Here is a 22860-nt window from a genome sequence, read left to right as displayed (position 1 = left end):
TGCGCTCATCTGGGAATACGCGCCCCCGACAGGGCAGCCGACATGCAGCGAACCCTTTCACCCATCAGGGGGTGCCGGGCCGTGCAGGCCTGGTTCAGCGTGGCTTGAACTGCTGCACGATGCCGCCCAGCAGCACCTCGATCATCAGCTCGATGTGGCGATCGCTGGGCACCTGGGGGAACCAGACATCGTCCGGGCCCATCACCAGGTGGCGCGCCGTCAAGCCATGGATGCCTTCCCAGAAAATCTGGGTCATCAGGTCGATGTCGACATCCTGGCCGCTGACCTGGCCGGCGCGGGCCAGATCGGCCCACAGGCTGCGTCCGAAGGCATACGGGTCTTCAGACGGGTCACCATGCTGCACACGCGCCGACTCATTGGGCGCATGCGGGCGCTGCTGCATGAACACGAAGGCGTACTCGGCCGGGTGGGTGATGCCGAACTGGATGTAGGCGCGTGCCATGCCCCGGATGCGGTCGGCAGGGGCCTTGTGCTCGTTGGCCGAGGCCGTCATCACGCGGGTGAGTTCCAGCAGGTCTTCGTCCATGGCCTGCGTGATCAGCATGGCCTTGTCTTCAAACAGCGAATACACCACGGTGGTGGAGTAGCCGGCCAACTCGGCCACCTTGCGCAGCGACACATCGGCCAGCCCACCCTTCTTGATCAGCTTGCGCACGATCTTGATGATGGCCTTGCGCCGCTGCTCGGCCTCGCGCAGCTTGCGCGTTTCCTTGGCTGCATCTTTGGCGGAACCTTTGGCTGACTCTCTGGCAGAAGTAGTGGCCACGAAGCGGCGCTCCTCGGGTGATCTCACACCCCTATTACCTCGCGTTTTACGCAGCGAAGTGGACAGGGTTTGTCTGGATAACTGACTGATTGAGCACAGCATATTCTGATAACACTGTATTTTTTTCTTGCGCCGTTTCTTTTTTATGACGCCGATCAAACACGCGCTGCTCTCGCTGAGCTGGCTGCCCATGCTCCTGCTGGCCGCCTGCCAGGACGCGCCGCCACCGCCCCCCGGTGACCAGGATGTCACCCGCGCCGAATCCCTGCGCCCGGCCGACGCCCAGTTGGCCGCCAAGTACGAACGCGCCTGCCTGAGCTGCCACGGCGTGCGCAGCGCCGCGCCCCTGACCGGCTTTGCACCGGCCTGGAAGCCACGCCTGGCCCAGGGTGCCGATGTGCTGCTGAGCCATGCCCGCGAGGGCTTCAACGGCATGCCCGCCAAAGGCCTGTGCAGTGACTGCACCGACGACGACCTGCGCGGCCTGATTGCTTTCATGAGTGGGCCAGCCCAATGAACCAACCCGATTTCCAGACCCTTCTGCCCCGCCGCCAGTTCATCGCGCAGGGCGCTGCCGCCACGCTGGGTGGCCTGTTGCTGAGCCACGGCCTGCTTGACGAAACCCAAGCCGCCACGCCACCTGTCTCGGGTGGGCTGCAATGGCACAACTGGTCGGGCGTACAGCGCGCCACGCCGGCCGCCTTGCCCACGCCCGCCAACGAGGCTGAGCTGCAAGCCCTGATGGCCTCGGCCAAGGGCGAGATCCGCGCCTTTGGCTCGGGCCACTCCTTCACCGCGCTGGTGCCCACCACGGGCAGCATCGTCTCGCTGGACCGCCTCTCCGGCATCGTCTCCGTCGACAAACAAGCGATGACGGCCACCATCCACGGCGGCACCCGCCTGGGTGTGCTCTCGCGCGCACTCGATGCACAAGGCCTGGCCCTGCGCAACCTGCCGGATGTGGACGTGCAGACCATTGCCGGCGCGATCTCCACGGGCACGCATGGCACCGGCATCGACCTGCCTGCGTTGCACGCCGACATCGTGGGCATGCGCATCGTCACACCCGGGGGCAAGGTGGTCGAGCTGCATGAAAGCAAGGACCGCGAGCTGATGGCCGCCGCGCGCGTCTCGCTGGGCAGCTTCGGTGTGATCTCGCAGGTGACCATGCGCGTGCTGCCCGCCTACAACCTGCACCGCAAGGTCTGGCTGCGCCCCATCGAGGACCTGCTCAAACAGGCCCCCCAGCTGGCCCAGCAGCACCGCTGCTTCGAGATGTACTACCTGCCCTTCACGGGTTATGGCGCCGCCATCTCGCACGACCTCTACACGGGCACGGACCTGATGCTGCCCAAGCCCAGCGACGACGCCGTCATGGCCGACTTGCGCACCCTGCGTGACTGGCTGGGGCGCTTCCCGCAACTGCGCCAGTGGGCCGCGCAGAAGTTCATCGACCCCAACATGACCGACGAGGCGCGCCACCGTGCCTACCGCCTGCTGTCGTCCGTGCGGCCCATGAAGTTCAACGAGTCCGAATGGCATGTGCCGCGCGAGCAGGGTATCGCCTGCCTGCGCCAGATCATCGCCGCCATCGAAAAGCACAACGAAGCCTTCTTCCCCATCGAGTTCCGCTTCATCAAGGGTGACGAGGCCTGGCTCAGCCCCTTCCATGGCCGCGACAGCTGCTCGATTGCCGTGCACGCCGCCGCCGACGAGCCGTATGAGTACCTGATCAAGGACTGCGCCCCCATCTACCGCGCCCACCAGGGCCGCCCGCACTGGGGCAAGCTGCATGAGATGGGCTTCAAGGAGCTGTCTGCCATGTACCCGCACTGGGCTGACTTCCAGCGTGTGCGCCAGCAGTTCGACCCGCAGGGCCGCATGCTCAACGCGCACCTGCGCAAGCTCTTTGTTCAGGCTTAAAGAAGGGACGACACAGCATGCCGCTCCTGACCCGACGCCAGTTCATCGGCACCGCCAGCGTGGCCGCCGCAGCGGGCATGGTGGCCTTGCGCCCCACCGACCATGGTGCGCCTTATGAGCCTTACTTCGCCACGCTCAACCAGGCCTTGAAGGCCGCTGGCATCGGCATGCCCGCCTTGGTGATCGACCGCGCACGCCTGCATGCCAACGCCGCGCACGTGCACGCCCATGTGCAAAGCAGATTGCACCTGCGCCTGGTCAACAAGTCCCTGGCCTGCCTGCCCCTGCTGGACGAGCTCAGCAAGCTCACCGGCACGCAGCGGCAGATGGTCTTCAACCTGCCCTATCTGCAGCTGCTTACCGAGCAGCGCCCGCAAAGCGATGTGCTGATGGGCAAGCCCCTGCCCGTGGCCGCTGCGGCCCGCTTCTATGCACAGCCAACCACATCGGGCTTTGATGCCAGCCGCCAGTTGCAGTGGCTGATCGACACGCCCGAGCGCCTGCAGCAATACCGCGATCTGGCCCGTGCGCACAAGCAGCCCATGCTGGTCAACATCGAGATCGACGTGGGCCTGCACCGCGGGGGCGTGCCCGATCTGGACGTGATGAAGACCATGGTGCAGCTGATCGCGGAGGAGCCCTTGCTGCGCTGGTCCGGCCTGATGGGTTACGACGCCCACACCGAGAAGATCCCCGAGATCGGCGGCCTGCGCGAACAGTCCCGCGCGCACGCCAAGCAGGCTTACCAGCGCTTTGCCGCCTTCATGCAGGCCAGCCCGCTCAAAGCCGCGCGCGACACGCTCACGCTCAACACCGCCGGCTCGCCCAGTTTCAAGCTGCACGATGGCAACGGCGCGGCCAATGAGGTCTCGGTGGGCTCGGCCATGGTCAAGCCAACGGACTTCGACACGCCCTTGTTGACGGACATGCTGGCCGCCGCCTTCATCGCCACACCGGTGCTCAAGACCGGGCGCTTCGTCGCCCCCGATGGCGTGGAGCCATTGAGCGCCGCCGCTGGTTTGTGGGATACCAACCAGCGCCAGTCCCTGTTCATTCATGGTGGCCACTGGCTGGCCAGACCCGAGGCGCCCGCAGGCCTGAGCCCCAGCGGCCTGATCGGCCTCTCGTCCAACCAGCAGATCCTGTTGGGCTCGGGCAAACAGGCCCTGCGCCCCGATGACTTCGTGTTCCTGCGGCCCACGCAAAGCGAGGCCGTGTTGCAGCAGTTTGGCGACATCGCCGTGTACGAGAAAGGCCGCATCACCGAGATGTGGCCCGTGTTCCCGGCCCAGGCCTGATCGCGTTTCAGGCAGCCCCGCGCACTCGCAAGGGGCTGCGGTTCATGTTGTTGTGGAGATGATGATGAAGCGTTTGCCCATCGTCGGCCTGGTCTCGGCCGTCGTTTTCATGTCGTGTGGCTTGAGCGGCCACGCTGCCCATGCAGCCCAGACGGGCAGCAGCCCGAACGATGCCAAAGGCCTCTGGCTCAGCGCGGACAAAGGCGCCGTGATCGAGTTCAAGGACTGCACCGACCCGGCCGGTGCCTTGTGCGCCACCATCGTGTGGGACAAGGACGCGGGCACCCCGCTGGACACCTGCGGCCTGATGATCGCCAAGCTCAAGAAGTACGACGACGAGGCCTGGCGCGATGGCTGGGTGCACGACCCACGCACCAAGAAGAACTACAAGGCCACCGTGCGCGTCAACAAGGACACGCTGGCCCTGCGCGCCTACATCGGCGCCGAGATCCTCGGCGAGACCGAGGAGATGAGCCGCGTGGCCACGCTGCCTGCAGGTTGCAAGGCTCATTGACACCGCCGTCCATCGCACACGTCCATCGGTACCTATCCGCCGCACCCATTGATCGCGCTCCTGCCGATTCCAACACAACCATCACAAACAGCCCTTTCCCGGAGACACGCCATGAAGTTCACCCTGTCCCTCTCTGCCATCACGATCGCAGCCCTGATGCAGGCCGCCAGCGCCCCGGCCCACGCCGCCGCCCCCGGCGAGCCCGAGATCCAGACCTACTCGCTCGACATGGAAGCCAAGGTGCTGACCGACCGCCGCACCAATGGCCTGTCGGACACCTACCGCCGCCCCGGCGCCGAGTTCACCGTCACCGCCGCGCACGAATCGGGCTTCCTGGGCTATCTGCAACTGGGCACCGTGGCCAAAGAGAGCTTCCCTGATGGCAACAAGACCACCGCGCTGGCCGCGATGGGCTACCGTTGGGGCAAGCCCGAAGGCTGGCACTTTGGTGCCGGTGCCGCGCATGAGATGTTCCCTGGCTCGTCGGTGGAGCTGCACGACAACGAGATTGCCTACGCCATGGGCGGCCCGGCCGAGTTGGTCAAGACCAACTTCGACACCACCTTCGGCCTGTTCGAGTTCGGCTACGGCATCATCGAAGCCCGCTACCTGCTGGTGCTGAGCAAGGACTTCCGCGGCAACAACACCTCGGTGGTGTGCGGTGCGGCCGCGCAGATCGGCATGATTGAAAACGGCGGGGCCGACTTGTCCCAGGCCATGAGCTGCTACGACCGCGGCTACCACAACAGCCGCGGATCGCAACTGCTGCAAGTCGAAGCCAAGATCCCCCTCAATGGCAGCACCAAACTTGTCACGCACATTGGCTACACCGCCGTGCGCAACTTCTCCTTCCTCAACACGCTGGACTACAAGCTGGGTGTGAGCCACACGCGCTGGGGCTTCGAGTTCGAGGCCGACATCGTGGGCGGCTCCATGCGCAACAGCTACTACGGCAAGACCGCGACCACCGATGGCACATCGGTCAAGCGCATCGACGAGCCCGCGCTGATGGCCAGCATCGCCAAGCGCTTCTGACCTGATCGCACCGCTTCAACACACCAGGAGCCCACCATGCGTCCTCTGCACCGCCTCTCCAAGCTCGCTCTGGCCCTGGCCATGGGCACACTGACCCACACCGGCGCCATGGCCACCACCACCCCGCCGTATCAGGTCGGCGTGGGCATGAGCGACATCACCGGCGAGGCTGCCGAGGTCGGCATGATGGGCTACGCCGAGCTGACCCAGAAGACATCGGGCATCCACCAGCGCCTGCGGGCACGCGCCTTCATCGTGCAAGACGCGGCCACGCAGAAGTCGGCCGTCATCGTCATCACCGACACGGGCCTGGTCACGCAGGCCATCCACCAGGCCGTGCTCAAGCGACTGGCCGCCAAATACGGTGCGCTCTACAACGAGCAGAACGTGCTGATCAGCGCCACGCACACCCACGCCGGGCCTGGTGGCTATTCGCACTATGCGCTCTACAACATCACCATCCTGGGCTTCCAGCAAAAGACCTTCAACGCCATCGTGGACGGCATCGTCGAGGCCATCGACAAAGCCCATCTGAGCAAGGCCCCGGGCGACATCCTGCTCAACCAGGGCGAGCTCACCAACGCCAGCCGCAACCGCTCAGCGCCGGCCTTCCGCCTCAACCCCGCCAGCGACCGCGCCGCCTTCCCGCTGGAGATCGACCCGCTCATGAGCGTGCTGACCTTCCGCCAAAGCGGCAAGGCCGTGGGCGCGCTCAGCCTGTTCCCCACGCACGGCACGAGCATGACCAACGGCAACACGCTCATCAGCGGTGACAACAAGGGTTACGCGGCCTACCACTGGGAACACGACCAGGCCGGCGTGCGCTACCGCAGCGACAAGGCCCCCTTCGTGGCCGCCTTCGGCCAGACCAACCCCGGCGACATGTCGCCCAACCTGAACCTCAAGCCCGGCAGCGGCCCCACCGAGGACGAGTTCGAGAACACCCGCCTCATCGGCCTGCGGCAGGCGGACAAGGCCTTGTCGCTGTCAGCGCAATCGAGCACCACCTTGCAAGGCGCGGTGGACTACCGCATGCGCTACGTGAACATGAGCCAGGTCACCGTGTCGGGTGCCTACACGCCCGATGGCCAGCCGCACACCACCTGCCCGGCCGCCCTGGGCACCAGCTTTGCCGCCGGCAGTGAAGAAGACGGGCCCGGCCCCGGCATCGCCAAGGAGGGGCAGTCCAACCCCTTCCTCGCGGCCATCGGCGGCCTCGTGTTCTGGCCTTCTGAAACCCTCAAGCAATGCCAGGGCGTCAAGGAAGTCGTGATCCCCGTGGGCGACATGAAGCCCTATCCATGGGCCCCCGAGGTGCTGCCACTGCAACTGGTGCGCCTGGGCTCGCTCTACCTGGCCACGCTGCCCGGTGAGCCCACCATCATGTCGGGCTACCGCATCCGCCGCCAGCTGGCCCGCACCCTGGGCGTGGACATCAAGCAGGTGCTGGTGGTGGGCTACACCAATGCCTACACCGAGTACATCACCACGCCCGAGGAATACAGCATCCAGGACTATGAAGGCGGCAGCACCCTGTTCGGGCCCTACACCCAGCCGGCCTACCAGCAAGAGCTCAACAAGCTGGCCTATGACATGGCCACCAACCAGCCCAGCATCAACACCTTGCAGCCGCGTGACCTGAGCAACAACCAGCTCAACTTCCAGACCGGCGTGGTGATGGACCTGCCCGCCTTGGGCAAGCGCTTTGGCCAGGTGCTCAAGGACGTGGCCAGCAGCTATGCGCCGGGCGACACCGTGAGCGTGCGCTTCCAGACCGGCCACCCCAAGAACAACCTGCACCGCAACGGCACCTTCCTGGAAGTGCAACGCCTGGTGGGCAGCAGCTGGCAAGCCGTGGCCGATGATGGCGACTGGGCCACGCGCTACCGCTGGGTGCGCACCTTTGGCGCCGAGTCCGCCGCCGACATCAGCTGGGCGATCCCCGCCGGCACCCCGGCCGGCAGCTACCGCATCGTGCACTATGGCGACGCCAAGAACCTGATCGGCACGATCACGCCGTTCACGGGCACCTCCAGTGTGTTCCAGGTGCGCGCCAATTGATGCACCTAGCTGACCGGCATGGTGAGCGGCTCAGCGTGTGGCGATCAGCACGTCACCGTCGCGCGTGGCCGCACCCGCCCGCACCAGTTGCTCGGCCATGAACCCGGCCATCGCTTCAGGGTCATGCGGGTAGTGCGCCTGCATGGCCACATTGCCCTGCAGGCTGGTGCGCACCAGCTCGGTCAGCTCGCCCACCGTCAGGCGCTGGGCCTCCAGCAGCTTGAAGGCCAGCAGCACCTTGAGCGCGTTGTCTGAGTTGCGGCGCGGCTCTTCCATCAACCAGTCGATGCGCGAATGTGCCGCCATCAGGGCCGCGTCCACCGCCGCCCCGCTGAACGGCGCGCCATGCCCGGGGATCACCAGGCGCGGCTTCAACTGCCCGATCAGCTCCAGCGTAGCTTTTTGCTGCGCAAAACCGGGGATGCCAGCCAGCTCCGGAAAGATCACGCCAAAGCCCTTTTGCCACAGCGCATCGGCCGACAGCAAGATGCCCAGGTGCGCGCACCACAGCATCACCATGGCATGGTCGTGGCCGGCTGCGGGCAGCACGGTCCAGTCCTCGCCACCCAGTCGCAAGGTGTCATGCGGGTGGATCAAGGCGTCATAGCTGAAGGGCGGGCACTGCTGGCTCGTGCGGCGGTAACTTAAGGCGTCTTCGTCCCACGCGTCCACCAAGTCGGCCTCGCCCGGCGGGATCCACACCTCGCAGCCATGCAAGGCCTTCAGCCGGGCATTGCCCCCGGCATGATCAGAATGGATGTGGGTGTTGACGATGCGGCGCAGCGGCCGGCCCTCACGGGCCTCGTCAATCAGGCGAATGGTCTCGTCGATGTGGGTGACATAACCCGTGTCCACCACGCTGGCGCCAGCGTCGTCGTCCAGAAACACGATGTTGTTGGACGATAGCCAGCCGCGCTCCAGAACGCGGATCCGGTCAGGCAGTGTCATGCAGGCTCACCCCGCACCCGCTACATCGGTGCGCGGGGCGATCATAGGGCAGCCGGGGCAGCCCTGCCGATCAGCGGGACAAGCAGGGCAAAGCGCAGGTTCAGGCAGGTTCAGGCCAGGTGCTTGGCGCGGCTGCCACGTACCTTGGCGGCGCTCATGCGCGGCACCGGGGCATGCGGCTCGGCGTGCAGCTTTTCCCAATAGGCCACGGCCTTGGCCACCCACTCGCGGTATTCGGGGTCTTGCGGGGCGTAATAGGGAATGCCGCGGGCGGTAAACGCTTCCAGTTCATCGGCCACCGGGTTGGCGCGGGCTTCTTCCAGCTCCAGCTCCAGGGCGTGCATGGCGTGGACGCGTTCGATGGCGCGGGGGGCCATCAGCTGGTCGCGAAGGGCTTGGGCGGTGGTTTTTTGACCCATGGTCAGACTCTCCGGTGGATGAGGCGGCTAGATCGTCTTCGGCCGTCTGCCCCAGAGCTTGATCCCCCTGTCGCGCTTTGAAGCATCGAACAATGGGGAGAGCGTGCGCCAGTTCACGAACAGTTACCGGCCTGGCGGGATTGGTTACAGCAGGTTGCACATACACCCCAAGGGGGTGGGCTGCCGGCCTTGTGTTCAACCTGAGAATTCCTCCTCGATCCGATCAAACACGAAACCACAGCAGGGAGCCCGACATGGGGCTGGATTCTTCATTTCTGAAGGGTGGGCTTGACGCTGCCCTTTCCGCCACCAAGTCGGCCATCGACACGGCCATCCATGACCTCATGGACTCGACCCTCGCGACCCTCATCGGGCAGTGGGGCAGCGAAACCCGCCTCTATACCCTGAGCGCCCCCAGCAGCGAGCGCAGCCTGCCGGCCGACCTGATGGTCGAAAGCTTTGCCCTGCACGAGGCGGTGTCCGAGCCGTTTTCGCTCTACATCAACGCCCTGGTGCTGCGCGCCCACGTCGAGCTCAAGCAGCTTTACGCCCGCCCCATCACCCTGGAAACCACCCTGGCCGATGGCGGCAAGGCCCGCCGCAGCGGCTACGTCATGGAAGCCAGCTCGCTGGAGGCCGACGGCGGCTTCGCCCGCAAAGGCCTGCTCGTGCAACCCTGGATGGCGCTGCTCGGCCACACGCTCAACAGCCGCGTCTGGCAGGACAAATCCGTCATCGAGATCGTCGAAGACGTGTTCGCCGACCACAGCAGCATCGCGGCCTGGACGTGGGACGACGACGTCACCGCCTACGTGGCCGCCGGCCTGTTTGCCCGCAACGAGGGCCGCCGCGCCTACTGCGTGCAATACCGAGAAACCGACCTGGCCTTCGTGCAACGCCTGCTGGCCGAAGAAGGCATCTGCTGGCGGGTGGAAGAAGACGAGGCGGCCCCCGGCGGCCACACCGTGGTCTTCTTCGTCAGCAGCGCCCAGCAACCCCAAGACGCCATCAGCGCCAGCAGCTTAGGGGGAGCCGGCATCCGCTTCCACGGCAGCAGCAGCCAGGAAGTGCAAGACAGCATCCAGGCCCTGGGCAGCGTGCGCAAACTCGGCCCCACCGCCACCGCCGTACAAGGCTGGGACTACAAGGCCCATGCCGCCATCACCGCCGAGGTGCCCACCGCGCACGAATGGGGCGGCGACGAAGCCACCAGCCTGCAAAGCTGGCTCACCAGCTACGACCCCACGGGCGACTTCCTCTTTGGCAACCAGGCCGAAGCCCAGTTCGCCGCCACCCGCCTGCAAGAAGCCCACGAAGCCCGCTACAAGACCTGGCTGGGCCGCGGCACCGTGCGCAGCCTGCGCGCCGGCACCTGGTTCGCCGTCACCCAGTCCACGCTGGACCCGCTTTCCGCCTTTGGCCTGGCCGATGAAGACAAGCAGTTCTTCGTCACCGGTTGCGACGTGATCGGCATCAACAACCTGCCCAAGGAGCTGGGCGAGAAGATCGCCAAGACCCTGGGCGCCGCCGACCTGCCTGCCCTGGCCTCCGACAGTCCGGACCAGTTCCCCGTGGACAGCGCTGCCCTGTACAAGCAGGCCGCCAAGAGCGGCTACGCCTGCCAGTTCCAGGCCCTGCGCCGCAACGTGCCCTGGCGCGCCGTGTTGATGGACGACACCGGCCTGCGCCCCCGCCCGCGCCCCACCGCCTTGGGGCCGCAGACCGCCATCGTGGTCGGCCCCAACGGCAGCATCAGCCCCAGCGGCGCCGACGAGCTCTATACCGACCAGCTTGGCCGCATCAAGGTCAAGTTCCACTGGCAGGCCAATGCCTTTGCGTCCCAGCGCGCCAACAGCGATCACAGCTGCTGGCTGCGCGTCATGCAGCGCCTGGCCGGCCCCGGCATGGGCCACCAGTTCATCCCCCGCATCGGGCAGGAGGTCCTGGTCGGCTTCCTCAACAACGACATCGACCGCCCCTTCGTCATGGCCAGCCTGTACAACGGCCGGGGCGAATCCGGCGTGCCCCGCACCCCGGGTGGCGAAGCGGCAGAAGCCGACACCAGCGCCCTGGCCGAGTCCACCGACCACAGCCCCAGCAGCCAGATGAACCTGGTGGGCTCAGGTTCCGGCGGCAACAGCCCGGCCTGGCACGGCGCGGCACCCGGCGCCGCCACCGATGGCAGCCCAGGCCAGGCCAACGCGGCGGCGCTCAGCGGCGTCAAGAGCAAGGAATTTGGTGGCAGCGGCTACAACCAGCTTGTGTTTGACGACACCCCTGGCCAGCTGCGCACCCAGCTGCACAGCACCCAGGGCCAGACCTGGCTGCAAATGGGCCACCTGCTGCACCAGGCCGACAACCACCGCGGCAGCTTCCGCGGCCTGGGCTTCGAACTTCGCACCGACGCCTGGGGCGGCCTGCGCGCTGCACGCGGCGTGATGCTCAGCACATTCGGCCTGGGTAATGGCCTGGGCCAAAGCGCCACCCCGGCTGGCGACAACGCCCCCGGCATGGCCCTGGCCAAACAAGCCCAGCAACTGGCCAGCACCTTCCACCAGGCCGCCAGCATCCACCAGACCGTGGGCCTGGCCACCGCAGCCGGCAGCGCCGGTGCGGGCAAGAGCAACCTGGACGACCAGGCCGCCCCCGCAGCCGCCCTGACCAAGAGCCTCAGCGGCATGGTCAGCACCAGCAGCCTGGGCAACGCCCATGCCGACGCGGCAGACAAAGCTACGGGTACCGGCCAGAGCAAGGTACCCCACATGGCCGACCCGAACATTGCCCTGGTGGGCAAAGCCGGCATCGGTTTGACCGCAGGGCAGGACCTGCACCTGAGCGCGCAAGACACCGCGCAGATCGCCAGCGGGCAGGACACGCACTTTGCAGTGGGTGGGCAAGCCCGCGTGCACACGGGGCAGGCGATTGGGTTGCTGGCAGGCGCCATTCAACCGGGATCGGAAGCTGCGGGCAAGGGCCTGACGATGATCGCGGCGCAAGGGCCGATTGACATGCAGGCTCAAGCCGGGCCGGCGCAGATTGCGGCCAAACAGGAGTTGCAGTTGAAGACGGCGAGTGGGGTGGTCAACATCGCGGCGGCCAAGAAGGTGACGCTGGCGGTGTCTGGCGGGGCCAGCATCACGATCGAGGGCGGGAGCTTTACTGCGCAGTGCCCGGGGAAGATCACGGTGCAGGCTGGGCAGAAGTCGATGGTGGGGGGTGGGACGGCGTCGTGGGCGATGCCGCAGATGCCCAGATCATCCCTGTCTGTAAGCGAATTGAGTTTCGACATGTGCCTCACTGATGTTCCGGGCCCCAAGGGACACGCCCTCGCACACACGCCGTGGAAGATCGTCAAATCCGTCTCGACACCCCGCGGGATGGGGGTGGTCTCGAGCGACGCTGTTTTGATGGCTGGCGAGACCGATGCACAAGGTGTCGTCAATCTGTCAGGCGATCAGCAAAAGGCCTTGGGTAAGGCCTATCTCGCCCATCCCAACAGTCTCTGGCTCTTGTACCCAGGCCAAGCAGTGCAACTGAGTGCCCAGGTACAAGATTCCGCATGGAGCGATGAGGCCAAGCTGCGGGAAGCCTTGAATGCCGCGGACTTCAGCCATGACACCCATGCGCACTTGAACAATGACGATGCCGCAGAAGATCTCAAGCATGCCAAGCGTGTTCTGGAAGCCGGTAATGACTCGTCGCTGCTGAGCAAGCTCAAACAATAAACACAAGGGACATTGACATGGCAGGAAAGAAGATCCACCAGCCAGTGGACGCAGGTGGTCAACCAACGACACAAGCGCGATCCGCGCCAGCATGGTTCCCCAAAGACACAGAGCGCGTTCAGATCGAAGGCATGACGCGCGTTGGGTCATCACCTGAGTGGTCGTGGGGGCAATTGTTCAGCACACCGCACCGTGGCAACGACATTGATTTCTATGTCACTGGGGCCGAGTACTTCAAATCGGTTGCGAGCTACATCCGAAATGCGAAGAAGTCGGTCTTCATCGCGGGTTGGCAAGTCAACTACGACGTCGAACTGGATGGCAAGGCCACGCTCTTTGATTGCTTGAAAGCGGCGGTGGACAACGGCGCATCTGTCTACGTGATGCCATGGCTTTCTCCCAAGGCTGGCGTGGACACAGGCGACTTCGAAACCATGTTGGCCGTGTTCCAACTCAACGCAGGCAAACCCAAGGGAAGAGCCTACTGCCTGCCCGCGATGCAGCAAGGAGACCAAGGTTCATTGGGCTTGTTCTTCTCTCATCATCAAAAACAGGTCGTGGTAGACAACGAACACGCGTTCGTTGGCGGCATTGATCTCGCCTACGGCAGACGCGACGACGGCAACTTCAGTTTGAAAGCCGATGGACGCACGCTTAACGAGTTATACAACTCCTGCATCCCGCCGGTTCACGATCTGAGCAATGTCGAGCAAGCCAACTGCCTGACACGGGCCGAGTTGCTCGCCGCGTGCACACTCGACGGCCTCAAAGGAACAGTCGCCACTTTCTTGACTTCGCCGGCAGACCTCTTTGCACCAGCTTGGGACCTGAAGGCAGAAGTCACACAGTCTCTCAAGGACACCCAAGCCCGCGCATCGAACATCTGGGAAAACATTGACCTCATCGGGCGCTTTACCGCTCCCGTCAAAGCTGCTGCGGCAGATGCCGCACAGGAGGCTTCACGATGGGCCTGGGCGAAGTTGCCAAAAGACGTTCAAGACAAACTGCAAGCGCTGCGAGACACAGGTGCCGCCAATGCAGCCAATGCCATGTCCGCGCTGCTCGCCTGGCTGAACAATGCAGACCTCAATCGCTTGCCGCCGGCCATGCTGCAAGAGGTCTCCTCGGTCGTGCATGCGCTGTCGTATGCCGTCTTCGCGGCCCTTTATGCCTCATCTGGCAAGCTGCCTGAACGTTATGACCGGCTCCTCAAGCACACCAAGGTCGTACCCAAGAGCGGCAAGATCATTGACGTGGATTGCCAACCACGCATGCCTTGGCACGACGTACATTGCCACATCAAGGGCTCAGCCGTTTTCGATCTGAGCCAGAACTTCGTGCGCCGGTGGAATGGCTCGGCACGAAGCTATGAAACGTCTTTTGCGCGGTACCGAGACCCCTACGCCAAACTCGTCGACCCACTGCTCGCCAGAATTGGTCTGGAAATCATCAAGACACCCAAGGCCCCTCGCATCGCAAAGGAGCACCTACCGCAGCGCCAGGAGGGTACCGGCAGCAACTGGGTGCAAGTCTTGCGTAGCGCCCCAAAACAATTGGTCTCCCAAGAGAATGCGGAACTCGGGGACAAGGCCCCGGCCATGCAGCAGAACAATTGCCTCAAAGGCATGGTCAAGGTCATTCAAGGAGCCAGCAAGTTCATCTATATCGAGGGGCAGTTTTTCCAGAGTGCCTATGGTGATGACCAAGCGCCACGAGGCAAGCTGTCCGGGCCGATGGCAGCCATCCTCAAGATCGAATCATCACCGACCTACCAGCGCTTCATTGACATGCTGGGTATCCGGGGTGTGCCCATGGCGAAGGTCCCCACCACGATGCATTGGGAGAAGGTCCCCGAGGTCAAGAAGCTGGCGCAAGGCAAGGCCTTCATGGCGGACCTGAAACAAGCCATGACCAACGCCACAACCATTGAAGCCTTGCGCTTGATGGGCAAGCCTCAGGAAAGGTTGCTCAACCCCATAGGGCAGGCATTGGTGGACCGCATTACCACCGCGGTATATGACGGCGTACCCTTTCACGTGTACATGGTGCTACCGGTGCATCCGGAAGGCCTGCTCAATGTCGTGAATATCATGACGCAGACCCACCTGACCATGCAATCACTGGTGTTTGGCGAGCACAGTCTGGTCAACGGCATCCGTCGTGCCATAGTGGCCAAGCAACTGCATGACCAAAAGAAGATCTCGATTGAAGAGGCTGAGCAACGTGTCACAAACATGGACTCGGAAAGTCTCAAAGAGGCCGCTGGCAATGGATGGAAGTCCTACCTGACGCTATTGAATCTGCGCAACTGGGACGTGATCGGCAAAAAGCCGGTGACCGAGCAAATTTATGTGCACAGTAAGTTGCTGATTGCCGATGACCGTGTTGCCGTACTGGGCAGTGCCAACATCAATGACCGAAGCATGCTGGGTAACCGTGATTCGGAACTGGCCGTAGTGATCACGGATGACATGCCAGTCATGGCTAAGTTGGATGGTAGAAGTGACCATCCAGTAGCCAGCAAAGTGCACGACCTGCGCATCCGTTTGTGGAAAAAGCTGTTTGGTTTGACGAGTGCAAACCGCACTGCCATCGCGTTGGCCAGTGAGGCGCTGCTCAAAAGTCCGGCAGCGCCCTCCACGTGGCAAGCGATTCAGCAAGCTGCCGAGGAAAACGCGAAGATTTATGAAGCGGCATTTTGGTTCGTTCCTAGAAATGTTGCGCATCCGACAGTTCAAGCCTCAGAACCTGACAAGGGCACACCGACAGGATCAATCTGGCCTCTTTGGAAGTATGTCAACTATGTCGAACATGATCGCGGCGGGCGACTTGCTTATCGCATGCCCTTTGACGAGTTGTTCTGGCGAAAGGCAACGGTTCAAGACGTCAGCCACACCTATGAGCCAGAAACAAACTCCAAACGCGTTTTACCAGCAACAGAGCCGCCTAAAGGTATTCAGGGCTTCATCACAGCTTTGCCCGTCAATTGGACGGCCTGGGAAAACAACCTGTCTGGTTTCAACCTGACCGTGATTGCGATGGAAAACACCATACCTTCGCCTACGATGGTAGGTTCAACCGACGTACACGACAGCTCTGTGGCAGCCAACACAACAACCCAGACTGAAAGCCAAGCCGTATGACCATCTTGAAACGAGGCTGGTTTGGTCTGTTATTGAGTTTGCCTTTGATTGCTTGCCAACCTAGTAAGGCCAATAATGATGAGCGCCCAATGCCGCAACCAAGCAAGAAGGACTTGGAACAAGCGCTGAACGCCAGCTACAAACCCAATGCATCGAGCCAACAGGAATGCCTAGGGCGATTGACCTTCAATGCAGAAAGTGCTTTTAAATGGGCGTTGAGTGCTTCCACGCGAAGAGACTTTAAAGGACAAGAGCCTGTTCTGTCGCGGGAACTTCGAAGTGGTGATGAAAAGCTCGAGTACGGCCCATATGGCGGCCTCTATGCCCTGATCTTCCCCGGTGCCACTCAAGAACAATTAGATAAGGACTACGAGGACGCGATAGATGAAAAGAAATATATCAAAAGGGACCTCGCCGAAGATATGGCAATTACCGAGAGGGTGGTTACACGGCTAAAAAGCATGTCTCCAAGTGAGCTTGAGCCCAACACAACTCAAGAGGAGCACGATAAATCGATCGCCGAATGGGAGAAGAAGCTACTCGAGAAGAAACAGGCCATCGCTGACGTTGGCAAAGCTTCTCACGCTCTGGAATTCGGCATACCCGACAGAAAAGGATATGCCCAGGGGCGCTATCTGCAAGGCTACCTCTTGAGCAATGGCGTCTACTACCACTTTGTGATGGGGAGTGACTCCAATGATCAGCGCACGAACGCGCAACGCGAAGCTTGGTTCTCAGACTTCATGAAACGCTTTCAGCCACGCAAGCTCTACGAGATCCCGCAAGAGCGCGGAGTCTGCTTCCCTTACGGCTTCATCCCCGATGACGGCACGGTGCCCTTCCACACTGCAGCAGGCATTCGCTTTGATGACCGCCCGAACGTGCTGTACGTCATCACCACACAAGTTGTGGGTGAACGCCCCATCACCAATACCCTGCTCGAGGCCACTTCCCGTGCATCGGTTGGGTTGATGCCAGGTTTCGCCAATGAGGAAGTCGCCAAGGTCCTCAAGAAGCGCGTGGGCCCACACCGCGCCTACGTCGGTGAGTTGGCTTCGGAACAAGGCGGCGCGGCTGTTCGCTTGACTGAGGGCAAACGTCAATTCGACAACTACAGCGTCTACACCGGCTATATGGGCTGGATGGGCTCGCATGTGCTGCCCTTCATCGCGGTGGACATGCGCAGCTTCACCCAAGCGCAGACAGAGCGCTCAAAGATTGAGCGCCTGAAAACCGACCCACCATCATTTGAAGAAAGCAAGGCGCGCCTGGATGCATTGTTGAAGAGCATCCGCTTGCGCCCAACCACGCCAACAATGGCGGAGCTTCAGTAGAGAGGAGAGGCACCAGGTCTTTTTTGTCTCGACAGTTGCCAACGTTGCATCTTGTGTAACGCCAAGACTCATGACAATGGGACCTCGGGCGAGAAAAATCAGGTGAAAAAATGAGATCGTTAGTCCTGATCGCCCTGCTGATCAGCTCGATGATTTCAGGCTGTCAAGCACACGAGTCGGGCAGCAGTACCAGCTCGCCCGCATCATCGCCACAAGGGGAAAAAGGGGCGGCAAGTGAAGGAAGCCTGCGCTCCGAACTCTATGAGCGAGCCCGAAGCCGCAATGGTGGCAAGGAGCCGACCAAGCTTGAGCTGCTCAATGAGCTCATGGGCAAGGCTCAAGAGCAGGTCGATACGGCCAAGACCAACCGAAATCCACGGACTGTGGCCCGCGGAGCAAGGCCTGAGATCGTGATCCGTGGATCTCGAATTTCCATCAATGGCACGCAGGTATCGATTGGCGATCCAATTGCCTCATGGAAAAACGCTTTGCCTGAAAGTCCCGTATGTCACGAGAATTCCGTGCGGACGCTATGCGTCTGGGATCAGTTGGGCATCCAGGTCATGACACAGTCGATCAAGAATGCTGTTGTGCTTGATTTCACCGTGTATCAGAACATCGAGCCCCTGGCTCCTTGGAACCCTCAGCTGCCAGATGGCTCCATCATGAAGGCCCCGCCGGGCTATCGACCCAAGCAGGCCTTCCCAGGCTATTTGGAATTAGACGGCTATGGCATCGATGCCAAAACCCAGTTCTGGGAGATTCGGGCCAAGGCGGATCCAAAACGGAACTTGCGGTGCGGTTCGCGAGATTGCAGCCACCCTCACGGTAGCTTCAGCGACAAGGCCAACCTGTACTTGCGCCTCAACGGTGCCACGGAAAACAGCACCCTTTACGAGTTCACGATATCCGCCGACGAGGACGCACCTCAACCTCGGCAGTAAGCCGTAACCCGCCCACTCAAGCCTTCTGATCTACTGAGGTCCCCTGCCTCGCCTCCCACGCCCTCAACGCCTGCCGATACTCATCCATCGCCATGTCGTGGCGATCAAAGATGCAGGGGTCACAGCCGTTGCCGCAGCAGTCGTTGATGTCGGGCGGCTCGGGTGGCTGGGGCTTGGGGTCGTCTGAAGGGGGCGTGGCCAGGGAGGTCATGGGCGCTATTTTCGCGCACTCGGAAAAAGCCCAGAGGCGGTGGTGCCACGCAAGCCGAGCGTCTGTGAAGGCACTTGCCCAAACATCCTGCGGTATTCAGCGGCAAAGGCCCCCATGTGCCAGAAGCCCCAGCGCGAGGCGATGTCTTGAACGGTGTGCGCACCGCCCTCGCCTGTGTTGCGCACCAGGTCGCTGTGCGCGCCGTTGAGGCGCATCAGGCGCAGGTAGCGTGCCGGCGACATGCCCAGCACGTCCTGGAAGCAGTAGGCGAGCTTGCGCGGGCTGGCGCCCACTGCCCGGCACAGCGCCAGCATGGTGGTCGGTTCAGGCAGGCGCTCACGCACGTGTTGGCAGCTGCGCGCCACCAGCGCACGGCGGCTGCCTGGCGGCTCCGCCCCGATGCGCTCAGGTGCGAGCCTGGCCGCCATGGCGTCCTGCCAGGTCAGCACGATCGCGTCTTGCATCTGGCGTGCCACCGCCTCGCTGCGTCCTTGGGCCCCGCCTTCTGACAGATGCCGCAAGGCCTGGTCGATCAACTGGCGCAGCGCGCCGGCCTCGGCAGGCGTCAGCTCAACAGCCCTGTGCGTGTCGCCGATACGCTCGGCGGCATGCGGGTACAGTTGCCATAGCAGCCCCACAAAGCTGGCACGCGGCATCAGGATGGCCCGCAACTGGCAGTCGTCAGGGGTGAGCAGGTCCAGCTCGCCTGCCGGCCCCATCATCGCGGCATCGCGCCCGGCAAGCTGGCCGTGGTAACGGCAGGGCCCTTTCAGGGAGTCCGCCAGCAACAGCCCGATGTCGTCCTGGAACAGCTGCCCTTGCTGGCGAGACGCGCGGTTGGCCGTCTCCTGGGTCAGGTGCAAGCCGGGCAGGGTGGCATGCACGATCCGCCCCTGGAAGCGCCCAGCAGACAGCTGCTGGTAGTCCAGCTGCCATTGGGGCTGCAGGGTGACCATGTCGGCAATGTCACTTGCTTGGCCGATGCTGACAGGCCAGGTCATGCTGGGGCAACCTCCGTGCTTTCACGCCCATAGCTTCCACGCTTGGGCCCGCCTTGTCCATTCAGGCTTGCCCCTGGCCAGCTTTGCGCGTTTCTGATAGCGCCTTGGGCGGCTTGCACCTACGCTCCAGTCATCGTCCGCCAGGATTTCAAGAGGCATCACCATGTACCCCCGTCAAACTCAAGGTCGCTGGAAGCTTTCAGCATGCGCAACCCTCCTGGCCGGCGCCTGCCTGGCCTTGCCGGCCTCCGCACAGCAGACCACCACACCTTCGCTGAGCGAGCTCATCAAGTCCATCCCCGCCGGTACAGGCTACGCGGCATGGGATCTGTGCTCGCGTGCCATTGCCACAGGCGATGACTTTGCGCGCGTGAAAACCCAGTACACCGCCCCCAAGGTGCAGCCGCTGCCCAGCTTCTGGTTCGTGACCCGTGGCGCAGACGAAGTGGAAGTGTCTGCGGTGTTCCTGTCGCCACGGCGGGCCATCTACCGACCCGGCCTGGGTTGCACGCTCATTGCGGCGTCGTCGGCCAAGGAGGCCGCCCTGCGGGCACAGCCTTTCAGAGCGGCCAAGCCCCCGGTTGCCGACCCGATGACGCCCTGGCCTTTCGGGGAGGGCAAAGCGCAAAGTGACGCGTTGAGTGCCGACCGCCGGGCTGTGCTCGACAACGCGGCAGCGACCATGTTGACCGAGACCAGCACGGACCCCACCAAGAAAACCAACACGAACGCGCTACTGGTGGCCCAGGACGGCAAGCTGGTGTACGAGCGCTACGCCGCCAACTTCGACCGCAACCGCCCTCAACTGGGTTGGTCGATGACCAAGACCTTGACCGCGCTGGTGGCCGGGGTGATGGAACGTGACGGCAAGCTGGCACTGGACGCGCCGGTGGGCCTGGCCGCCTGGCAGGGCACCAACAAGGCTGCCATCACCTGGCGCAACCTGCTGAACATGGCACCGGGGCTGGAGTGGGTCGAAGGTGGTTATGCCGCTGGCGAAGACGACACCACGAAGATGCTGTTCTCGCAAGAAGACCAGTGTGCCTGGCCCGCAAGCAAGCCTTTGGTGGCGCAACCCGGCACGGTCTTCAACTACTCCACCGGCTTTGCCAACCTCGCCATGTGCCGCTTGAAGGAGCTGGCCGGCGGCGGCCACCAGCAGATCTACGACTACTACCAGAAGCGTTTGTTCGCCCCCCTGGGCATCCGTGGTGGCTATGTGGAGCCAGACGCATCAGGCACCCCCGTGGGCGGGGCACGGGGCATGCTGCGCCCGGTGGATTGGCTGCGCCTTGGCCAGCTGGTGGCCAATGAGGGCCGCTGGAACGGGCAGGCCGTCCTCAACCCGTCCTATGTGCACTTCATGACCGCGCCTTCGCCCGCCAGCAATGGCTACGGCGGCATGCTGTGGCGCCAACCGACCGAGCATCTGCCGGCCGACCTGCGTGCGCAGCTGCCCGCTGACCTGGTCTTCTTCGCAGGCTTCCAGGAACAGCACATCGTCATCGTGCCCAGCCGCCACTTGGTGGTGCTGCGCCAGGGCGTCGCGTTCGACACCGACACGGCACTGCGCCAGGTCTATCAACTTGTGGTGGACCTGCTGGCCAAGCCTTGATCAAGCCGGCTTGGGCACGGGCACCAATGAAAGGTCAGGCAGCGGGCGCTGCGACAGTTGGCGTGCTTCGGTGCGGCTCAGGCCCAGGCCCAGCAAGATGCCTTGCGCCAGGTCTTCCGGGTACCCCGGCGGGAGCGGCTCATGCAGCAGGGCGTGGAAGGCACTGATCACCGGGCCCACGACCAGGTCGGTGGCCAAGCGCGCGTTGGCCACCTTGAAACGCCCTTCCCTGAGCCCGGCTTCGACATCACGCGCCAGGTAGCCATGCGGCTGGCCGCCCGGTGCGGCCTGCTGCCAATCCATGCGTGACACCAACTGGGCCATTTGCGGAAAAGCCAGGGCGGCACGCAGGCACAACCGGATGCCTGAAGCCACCCGTGCGGCGGGGTCCTCCTGCGTGCGAACCACCGGGTCCACCAGCTGCATCAGGTAGTCGCCGAGCTTCGCGGTCACGGCGTCCAGCAACTCCTCGTTGTTCTGGAAGTAGTTGTAGAAGGTCCCGCGCGACACGCCGGCCTCGACGATGACGTCCTCGATCACGGCGGCGTGTGCGCCCTTCCTGGCCAGCACGGCGAAGGCGCTTTCGATCAGACGTTGCCGCATCTTGCGGCGGCGCTCCATGGCGACGCGGGTGCGGTGGTCTGGGGGTGAATCGGGCAGTGTGTCGGGCGGTGTGCGCATGGACGTATCTTCGCATATTGACACCAATGTCATTTTGGATATCATGTCCAATATGACAACGCACCATCGCCCCCGCGTCCTGCGCGCACCTGAGGAACACCCCGAAAGCCATCTGCCGGCGCAGATCCAGCGCCTTGCGCGGCCACGCCCCTTGTTGAAGGCGCAGGCCCTGGCCTTTCTGCGCTTCGAGCGGCCCAGGCTGGATGCGGCCGAGCGCTTTCTCACCGATTTCGGCATGCAGGTGGTGTCACGCTCATCGCAATCGCTGGTGATGCGCGGCAGCGGGCCGGCCTCGGCCATCTATGTGGCCACGCAGGGGCGCAAGGCGCGTTATGTCGGTGCGGCCTTCGTCGTGCCGGCAGGCACCGACTTCGCTCCCCTGATCGCCGAGGCCGGCGCTGTCGCCTTGCCCCCCACGGCCATTCCCGGCGGCGGGCGCGGTGTGTCGCTGGTCGACCCAGCCGGCAATGAGGTGTGGCTGATCACCGACTGGGCACCGCAGTCACCCCTGCCGCAGCGGGCGGCCACCCACGAGGCCGCCAACCAGCCAGGGCAGACACGCCGCGTCAACCAGACGGTGCGCACCCCCATCGCACCGGCGGCCGTGGCGCGCCTGGGGCACGTTGTCATGCAAACGGTTGACTTCCATGCGATGGCGAATTGGTACATGCGCTACCTGGGGCTCATCCCTTCTGATGTGCAGTACCTGGCCGATGGCTCGCCCGCCTTGTGTTTCTTCCGTCTGGACCTGGGGGCGCAACCGGCCGACCACCACACCGTGGTCATCGCGGGCGGCCTGGAGAACAAATACGAGCACAGCGCCTATGAGGTGCTGGACATTGATGCCCTGGGCCAGGGCCAGCAAGTGCTGCGCGCCAACGGCCACCAGCATCTGTGGGGCATCGGCCGCCATGTGCTGGGCAGCCAGCTGTTCGATTACTGGCTGGACCCCGATGGCTTCGAGTTCGAGCACTACACGGACGGCGACGTCTTCACGGCCGACCATGAAACGCACTATGTACCTTTCGAGCTGGGCTATCTGTGGGCCTGGGGGGCGGACGTGCCACCGGATCTCGTCCCCAAGAAGTCACTGGGCACCGCAATCAAGGCGCTGATGCTGCTCAAGCGCGGCCTGCTGAACTGGCGCCGCCTGCAGCTCCTGGACCGCGTCACGGCCACCCGCCCACGCCCGTGGCTGTGAAGCCGCGCCGAGCCCCCTCC

The 22860-nt window shown here is 63.6% G+C and carries 18 protein-coding genes; 12 read left to right on the top strand and 6 right to left on the bottom strand.

Annotation, left to right across the window (positions count from 1 at the left end; all coding sequences use genetic code 11):
- Positions 1-94: 94 nt before the first annotated feature.
- On the bottom strand, positions 95-787 hold the full coding sequence (locus HY019_RS18940) for a WHG domain-containing protein (protein WP_290695158.1): 693 nt from the start codon (positions 785-787) through the stop codon (positions 95-97).
- A gap of 145 nt (positions 788-932) precedes the next feature.
- Between HY019_RS18940 and HY019_RS18935 the strand changes: the two genes are divergently transcribed.
- The 6 genes from HY019_RS18935 to HY019_RS18910 all read left to right on the top strand — a co-directional run bounded on the left by HY019_RS18935 (position 933) and on the right by HY019_RS18910 (position 7618).
- On the top strand, positions 933-1304 hold the full coding sequence (locus HY019_RS18935; RefSeq protein WP_290695156.1) for a c-type cytochrome: 372 nt from the start codon (positions 933-935) through the stop codon (positions 1302-1304).
- Positions 1301-2710 (top strand): D-arabinono-1,4-lactone oxidase, encoded by a 1410-nt coding sequence (locus HY019_RS18930; RefSeq protein WP_290695154.1) that lies wholly within the window; start codon positions 1301-1303, stop codon positions 2708-2710. Before HY019_RS18935 ends, HY019_RS18930 begins: the two co-directional genes overlap by 4 nt.
- 17 nt (positions 2711-2727) lie before the next feature.
- Complete coding sequence (locus HY019_RS18925; protein ID WP_290695152.1) at positions 2728-4008, top strand: alanine racemase; 1281 nt, start codon at positions 2728-2730, stop codon at positions 4006-4008.
- A gap of 64 nt (positions 4009-4072) precedes the next feature.
- Positions 4073-4522 carry a DUF2147 domain-containing protein gene (locus HY019_RS18920; protein WP_290695150.1) on the top strand — a complete coding sequence of 150 codons (450 nt, stop codon included), beginning with the start codon at positions 4073-4075 and terminating at the stop codon, positions 4520-4522.
- 111 nt (positions 4523-4633) lie between these two features.
- Positions 4634-5557, top strand: a complete 924-nt coding sequence (locus HY019_RS18915) for a TorF family putative porin (RefSeq protein WP_290695148.1) — start codon at positions 4634-4636, stop codon at positions 5555-5557.
- A 36-nt stretch (positions 5558-5593) separates the two neighbouring features.
- Positions 5594-7618 carry a neutral/alkaline ceramidase gene (locus HY019_RS18910; RefSeq protein WP_290695146.1) on the top strand — a complete coding sequence of 675 codons (2025 nt, stop codon included), beginning with the start codon at positions 5594-5596 and terminating at the stop codon, positions 7616-7618.
- Positions 7619-7648: 30 nt separating this feature from the next.
- Here the strand turns inward: HY019_RS18910 and HY019_RS18905 are convergent, their stop codons facing one another.
- Together HY019_RS18905 and HY019_RS18900 are read right to left on the bottom strand one after the other, a co-directional pair.
- Positions 7649-8566: an MBL fold metallo-hydrolase gene (locus tag HY019_RS18905; protein ID WP_290695144.1), complete on the bottom strand. Its 918-nt coding sequence runs from the start codon at positions 8564-8566 to the stop codon at positions 7649-7651.
- A gap of 110 nt (positions 8567-8676) precedes the next feature.
- On the bottom strand, positions 8677-8985 hold the full coding sequence (locus HY019_RS18900; RefSeq protein WP_290695142.1) for a hypothetical protein: 309 nt from the start codon (positions 8983-8985) through the stop codon (positions 8677-8679).
- 254 nt (positions 8986-9239) lie between these two features.
- Between HY019_RS18900 and HY019_RS18895 the strand changes: the two genes are divergently transcribed.
- The 4 genes from HY019_RS18895 (at position 9240) to HY019_RS18880 (ending at position 18131) form a co-directional block, all read left to right on the top strand.
- The gene (locus HY019_RS18895; RefSeq protein ID WP_290695140.1) at positions 9240-12710 is read left to right on the top strand and encodes a type VI secretion system Vgr family protein; all 3471 of its coding nucleotides are present in this window, start codon (positions 9240-9242) and stop codon (positions 12708-12710) included.
- Between the two features lie 17 nt (positions 12711-12727).
- Positions 12728-15853, top strand: a complete 3126-nt coding sequence (locus HY019_RS18890) for a phospholipase D-like domain-containing protein (protein WP_290695138.1) — start codon at positions 12728-12730, stop codon at positions 15851-15853.
- The gene (locus HY019_RS18885) at positions 15850-17187 is read left to right on the top strand and encodes a T6SS immunity protein Tli4 family protein (RefSeq protein ID WP_290695136.1); all 1338 of its coding nucleotides are present in this window, start codon (positions 15850-15852) and stop codon (positions 17185-17187) included. The genes HY019_RS18890 and HY019_RS18885 overlap by 4 nt, the downstream gene beginning before the upstream one ends.
- A 110-nt stretch (positions 17188-17297) precedes the next feature.
- Entirely contained in the window at positions 17298-18131 is an 834-nt protein-coding gene (locus HY019_RS18880) for a hypothetical protein (protein WP_290695135.1), read from the top strand.
- Between the two features lie 16 nt (positions 18132-18147).
- Here the strand turns inward: HY019_RS18880 and HY019_RS18875 are convergent, their stop codons facing one another.
- Positions 18148-18342, bottom strand: coding sequence for an oxidoreductase-like domain-containing protein (locus HY019_RS18875; protein ID WP_290695133.1), 195 nt, complete (start codon positions 18340-18342; stop codon positions 18148-18150).
- A gap of 5 nt (positions 18343-18347) precedes the next feature.
- Entirely contained in the window at positions 18348-19343 is a 996-nt protein-coding gene (locus HY019_RS18870) for a helix-turn-helix domain-containing protein (RefSeq protein ID WP_290695131.1), read from the bottom strand.
- A 163-nt stretch (positions 19344-19506) separates the two neighbouring features.
- On the opposite strand from HY019_RS18870, the gene HY019_RS18865 reads away from it, so the two are divergent.
- Entirely contained in the window at positions 19507-20958 is a 1452-nt protein-coding gene (locus HY019_RS18865; protein WP_290695129.1) for a serine hydrolase, read from the top strand.
- On the opposite strand, the gene HY019_RS18860 is transcribed toward HY019_RS18865, so the two are convergent.
- Positions 20959-21639: a TetR/AcrR family transcriptional regulator gene (locus HY019_RS18860; protein ID WP_290695127.1), complete on the bottom strand. Its 681-nt coding sequence runs from the start codon at positions 21637-21639 to the stop codon at positions 20959-20961.
- 43 nt (positions 21640-21682) lie between these two features.
- On the opposite strand from HY019_RS18860, the gene HY019_RS18855 reads away from it, so the two are divergent.
- Positions 21683-22840 (top strand): VOC family protein, encoded by a 1158-nt coding sequence (locus tag HY019_RS18855; RefSeq protein ID WP_290695125.1) that lies wholly within the window; start codon positions 21683-21685, stop codon positions 22838-22840.
- The last annotated feature ends 20 nt before the right edge of the window (positions 22841-22860 follow it).

This window comes from Aquabacterium sp., from assembly GCF_016195855.1.
Taxonomy (GTDB): domain Bacteria; phylum Pseudomonadota; class Gammaproteobacteria; order Burkholderiales; family Burkholderiaceae_C; genus Aquabacterium.
Note: the sequence above shows the minus strand (reverse complement) of the source record. Positions and strands in the feature narration are given on the sequence as shown.

What these genes read in the sequence shown, in the direction of transcription:
- HY019_RS18935 (WP_290695156.1), top strand. Translation starts at nt 933, where the DNA reads ATGACGCCGATCAAACACGCGCTGCTCTCGCTGAGCTGGCTGCCCATG.
- HY019_RS18865 (WP_290695129.1), top strand. Translation starts at nt 19,507, where the DNA reads ATGTACCCCCGTCAAACTCAAGGTCGCTGGAAGCTTTCAGCATGCGCA.
- HY019_RS18855 (WP_290695125.1), top strand. Translation starts at nt 21,683, where the DNA reads ATGTCCAATATGACAACGCACCATCGCCCCCGCGTCCTGCGCGCACCT.
- HY019_RS18875 (WP_290695133.1), bottom strand. Translation starts at nt 18,342, where the DNA reads ATGACCTCCCTGGCCACGCCCCCTTCAGACGACCCCAAGCCCCAGCCA.
- HY019_RS18895 (WP_290695140.1), top strand. Translation starts at nt 9,240, where the DNA reads ATGGGGCTGGATTCTTCATTTCTGAAGGGTGGGCTTGACGCTGCCCTT.
- HY019_RS18915 (WP_290695148.1), top strand. Translation starts at nt 4,634, where the DNA reads ATGAAGTTCACCCTGTCCCTCTCTGCCATCACGATCGCAGCCCTGATG.
- HY019_RS18900 (WP_290695142.1), bottom strand. Translation starts at nt 8,985, where the DNA reads ATGGGTCAAAAAACCACCGCCCAAGCCCTTCGCGACCAGCTGATGGCC.
- HY019_RS18930 (WP_290695154.1), top strand. Translation starts at nt 1,301, where the DNA reads ATGAACCAACCCGATTTCCAGACCCTTCTGCCCCGCCGCCAGTTCATC.
- HY019_RS18925 (WP_290695152.1), top strand. Translation starts at nt 2,728, where the DNA reads ATGCCGCTCCTGACCCGACGCCAGTTCATCGGCACCGCCAGCGTGGCC.
- HY019_RS18870 (WP_290695131.1), bottom strand. Translation starts at nt 19,343, where the DNA reads ATGACCTGGCCTGTCAGCATCGGCCAAGCAAGTGACATTGCCGACATG.
- HY019_RS18885 (WP_290695136.1), top strand. Translation starts at nt 15,850, where the DNA reads ATGACCATCTTGAAACGAGGCTGGTTTGGTCTGTTATTGAGTTTGCCT.
- HY019_RS18905 (WP_290695144.1), bottom strand. Translation starts at nt 8,566, where the DNA reads ATGACACTGCCTGACCGGATCCGCGTTCTGGAGCGCGGCTGGCTATCG.
- HY019_RS18910 (WP_290695146.1), top strand. Translation starts at nt 5,594, where the DNA reads ATGCGTCCTCTGCACCGCCTCTCCAAGCTCGCTCTGGCCCTGGCCATG.
- HY019_RS18920 (WP_290695150.1), top strand. Translation starts at nt 4,073, where the DNA reads ATGAAGCGTTTGCCCATCGTCGGCCTGGTCTCGGCCGTCGTTTTCATG.
- HY019_RS18890 (WP_290695138.1), top strand. Translation starts at nt 12,728, where the DNA reads ATGGCAGGAAAGAAGATCCACCAGCCAGTGGACGCAGGTGGTCAACCA.
- HY019_RS18880 (WP_290695135.1), top strand. Translation starts at nt 17,298, where the DNA reads ATGAGATCGTTAGTCCTGATCGCCCTGCTGATCAGCTCGATGATTTCA.
- HY019_RS18860 (WP_290695127.1), bottom strand. Translation starts at nt 21,639, where the DNA reads ATGCGCACACCGCCCGACACACTGCCCGATTCACCCCCAGACCACCGC.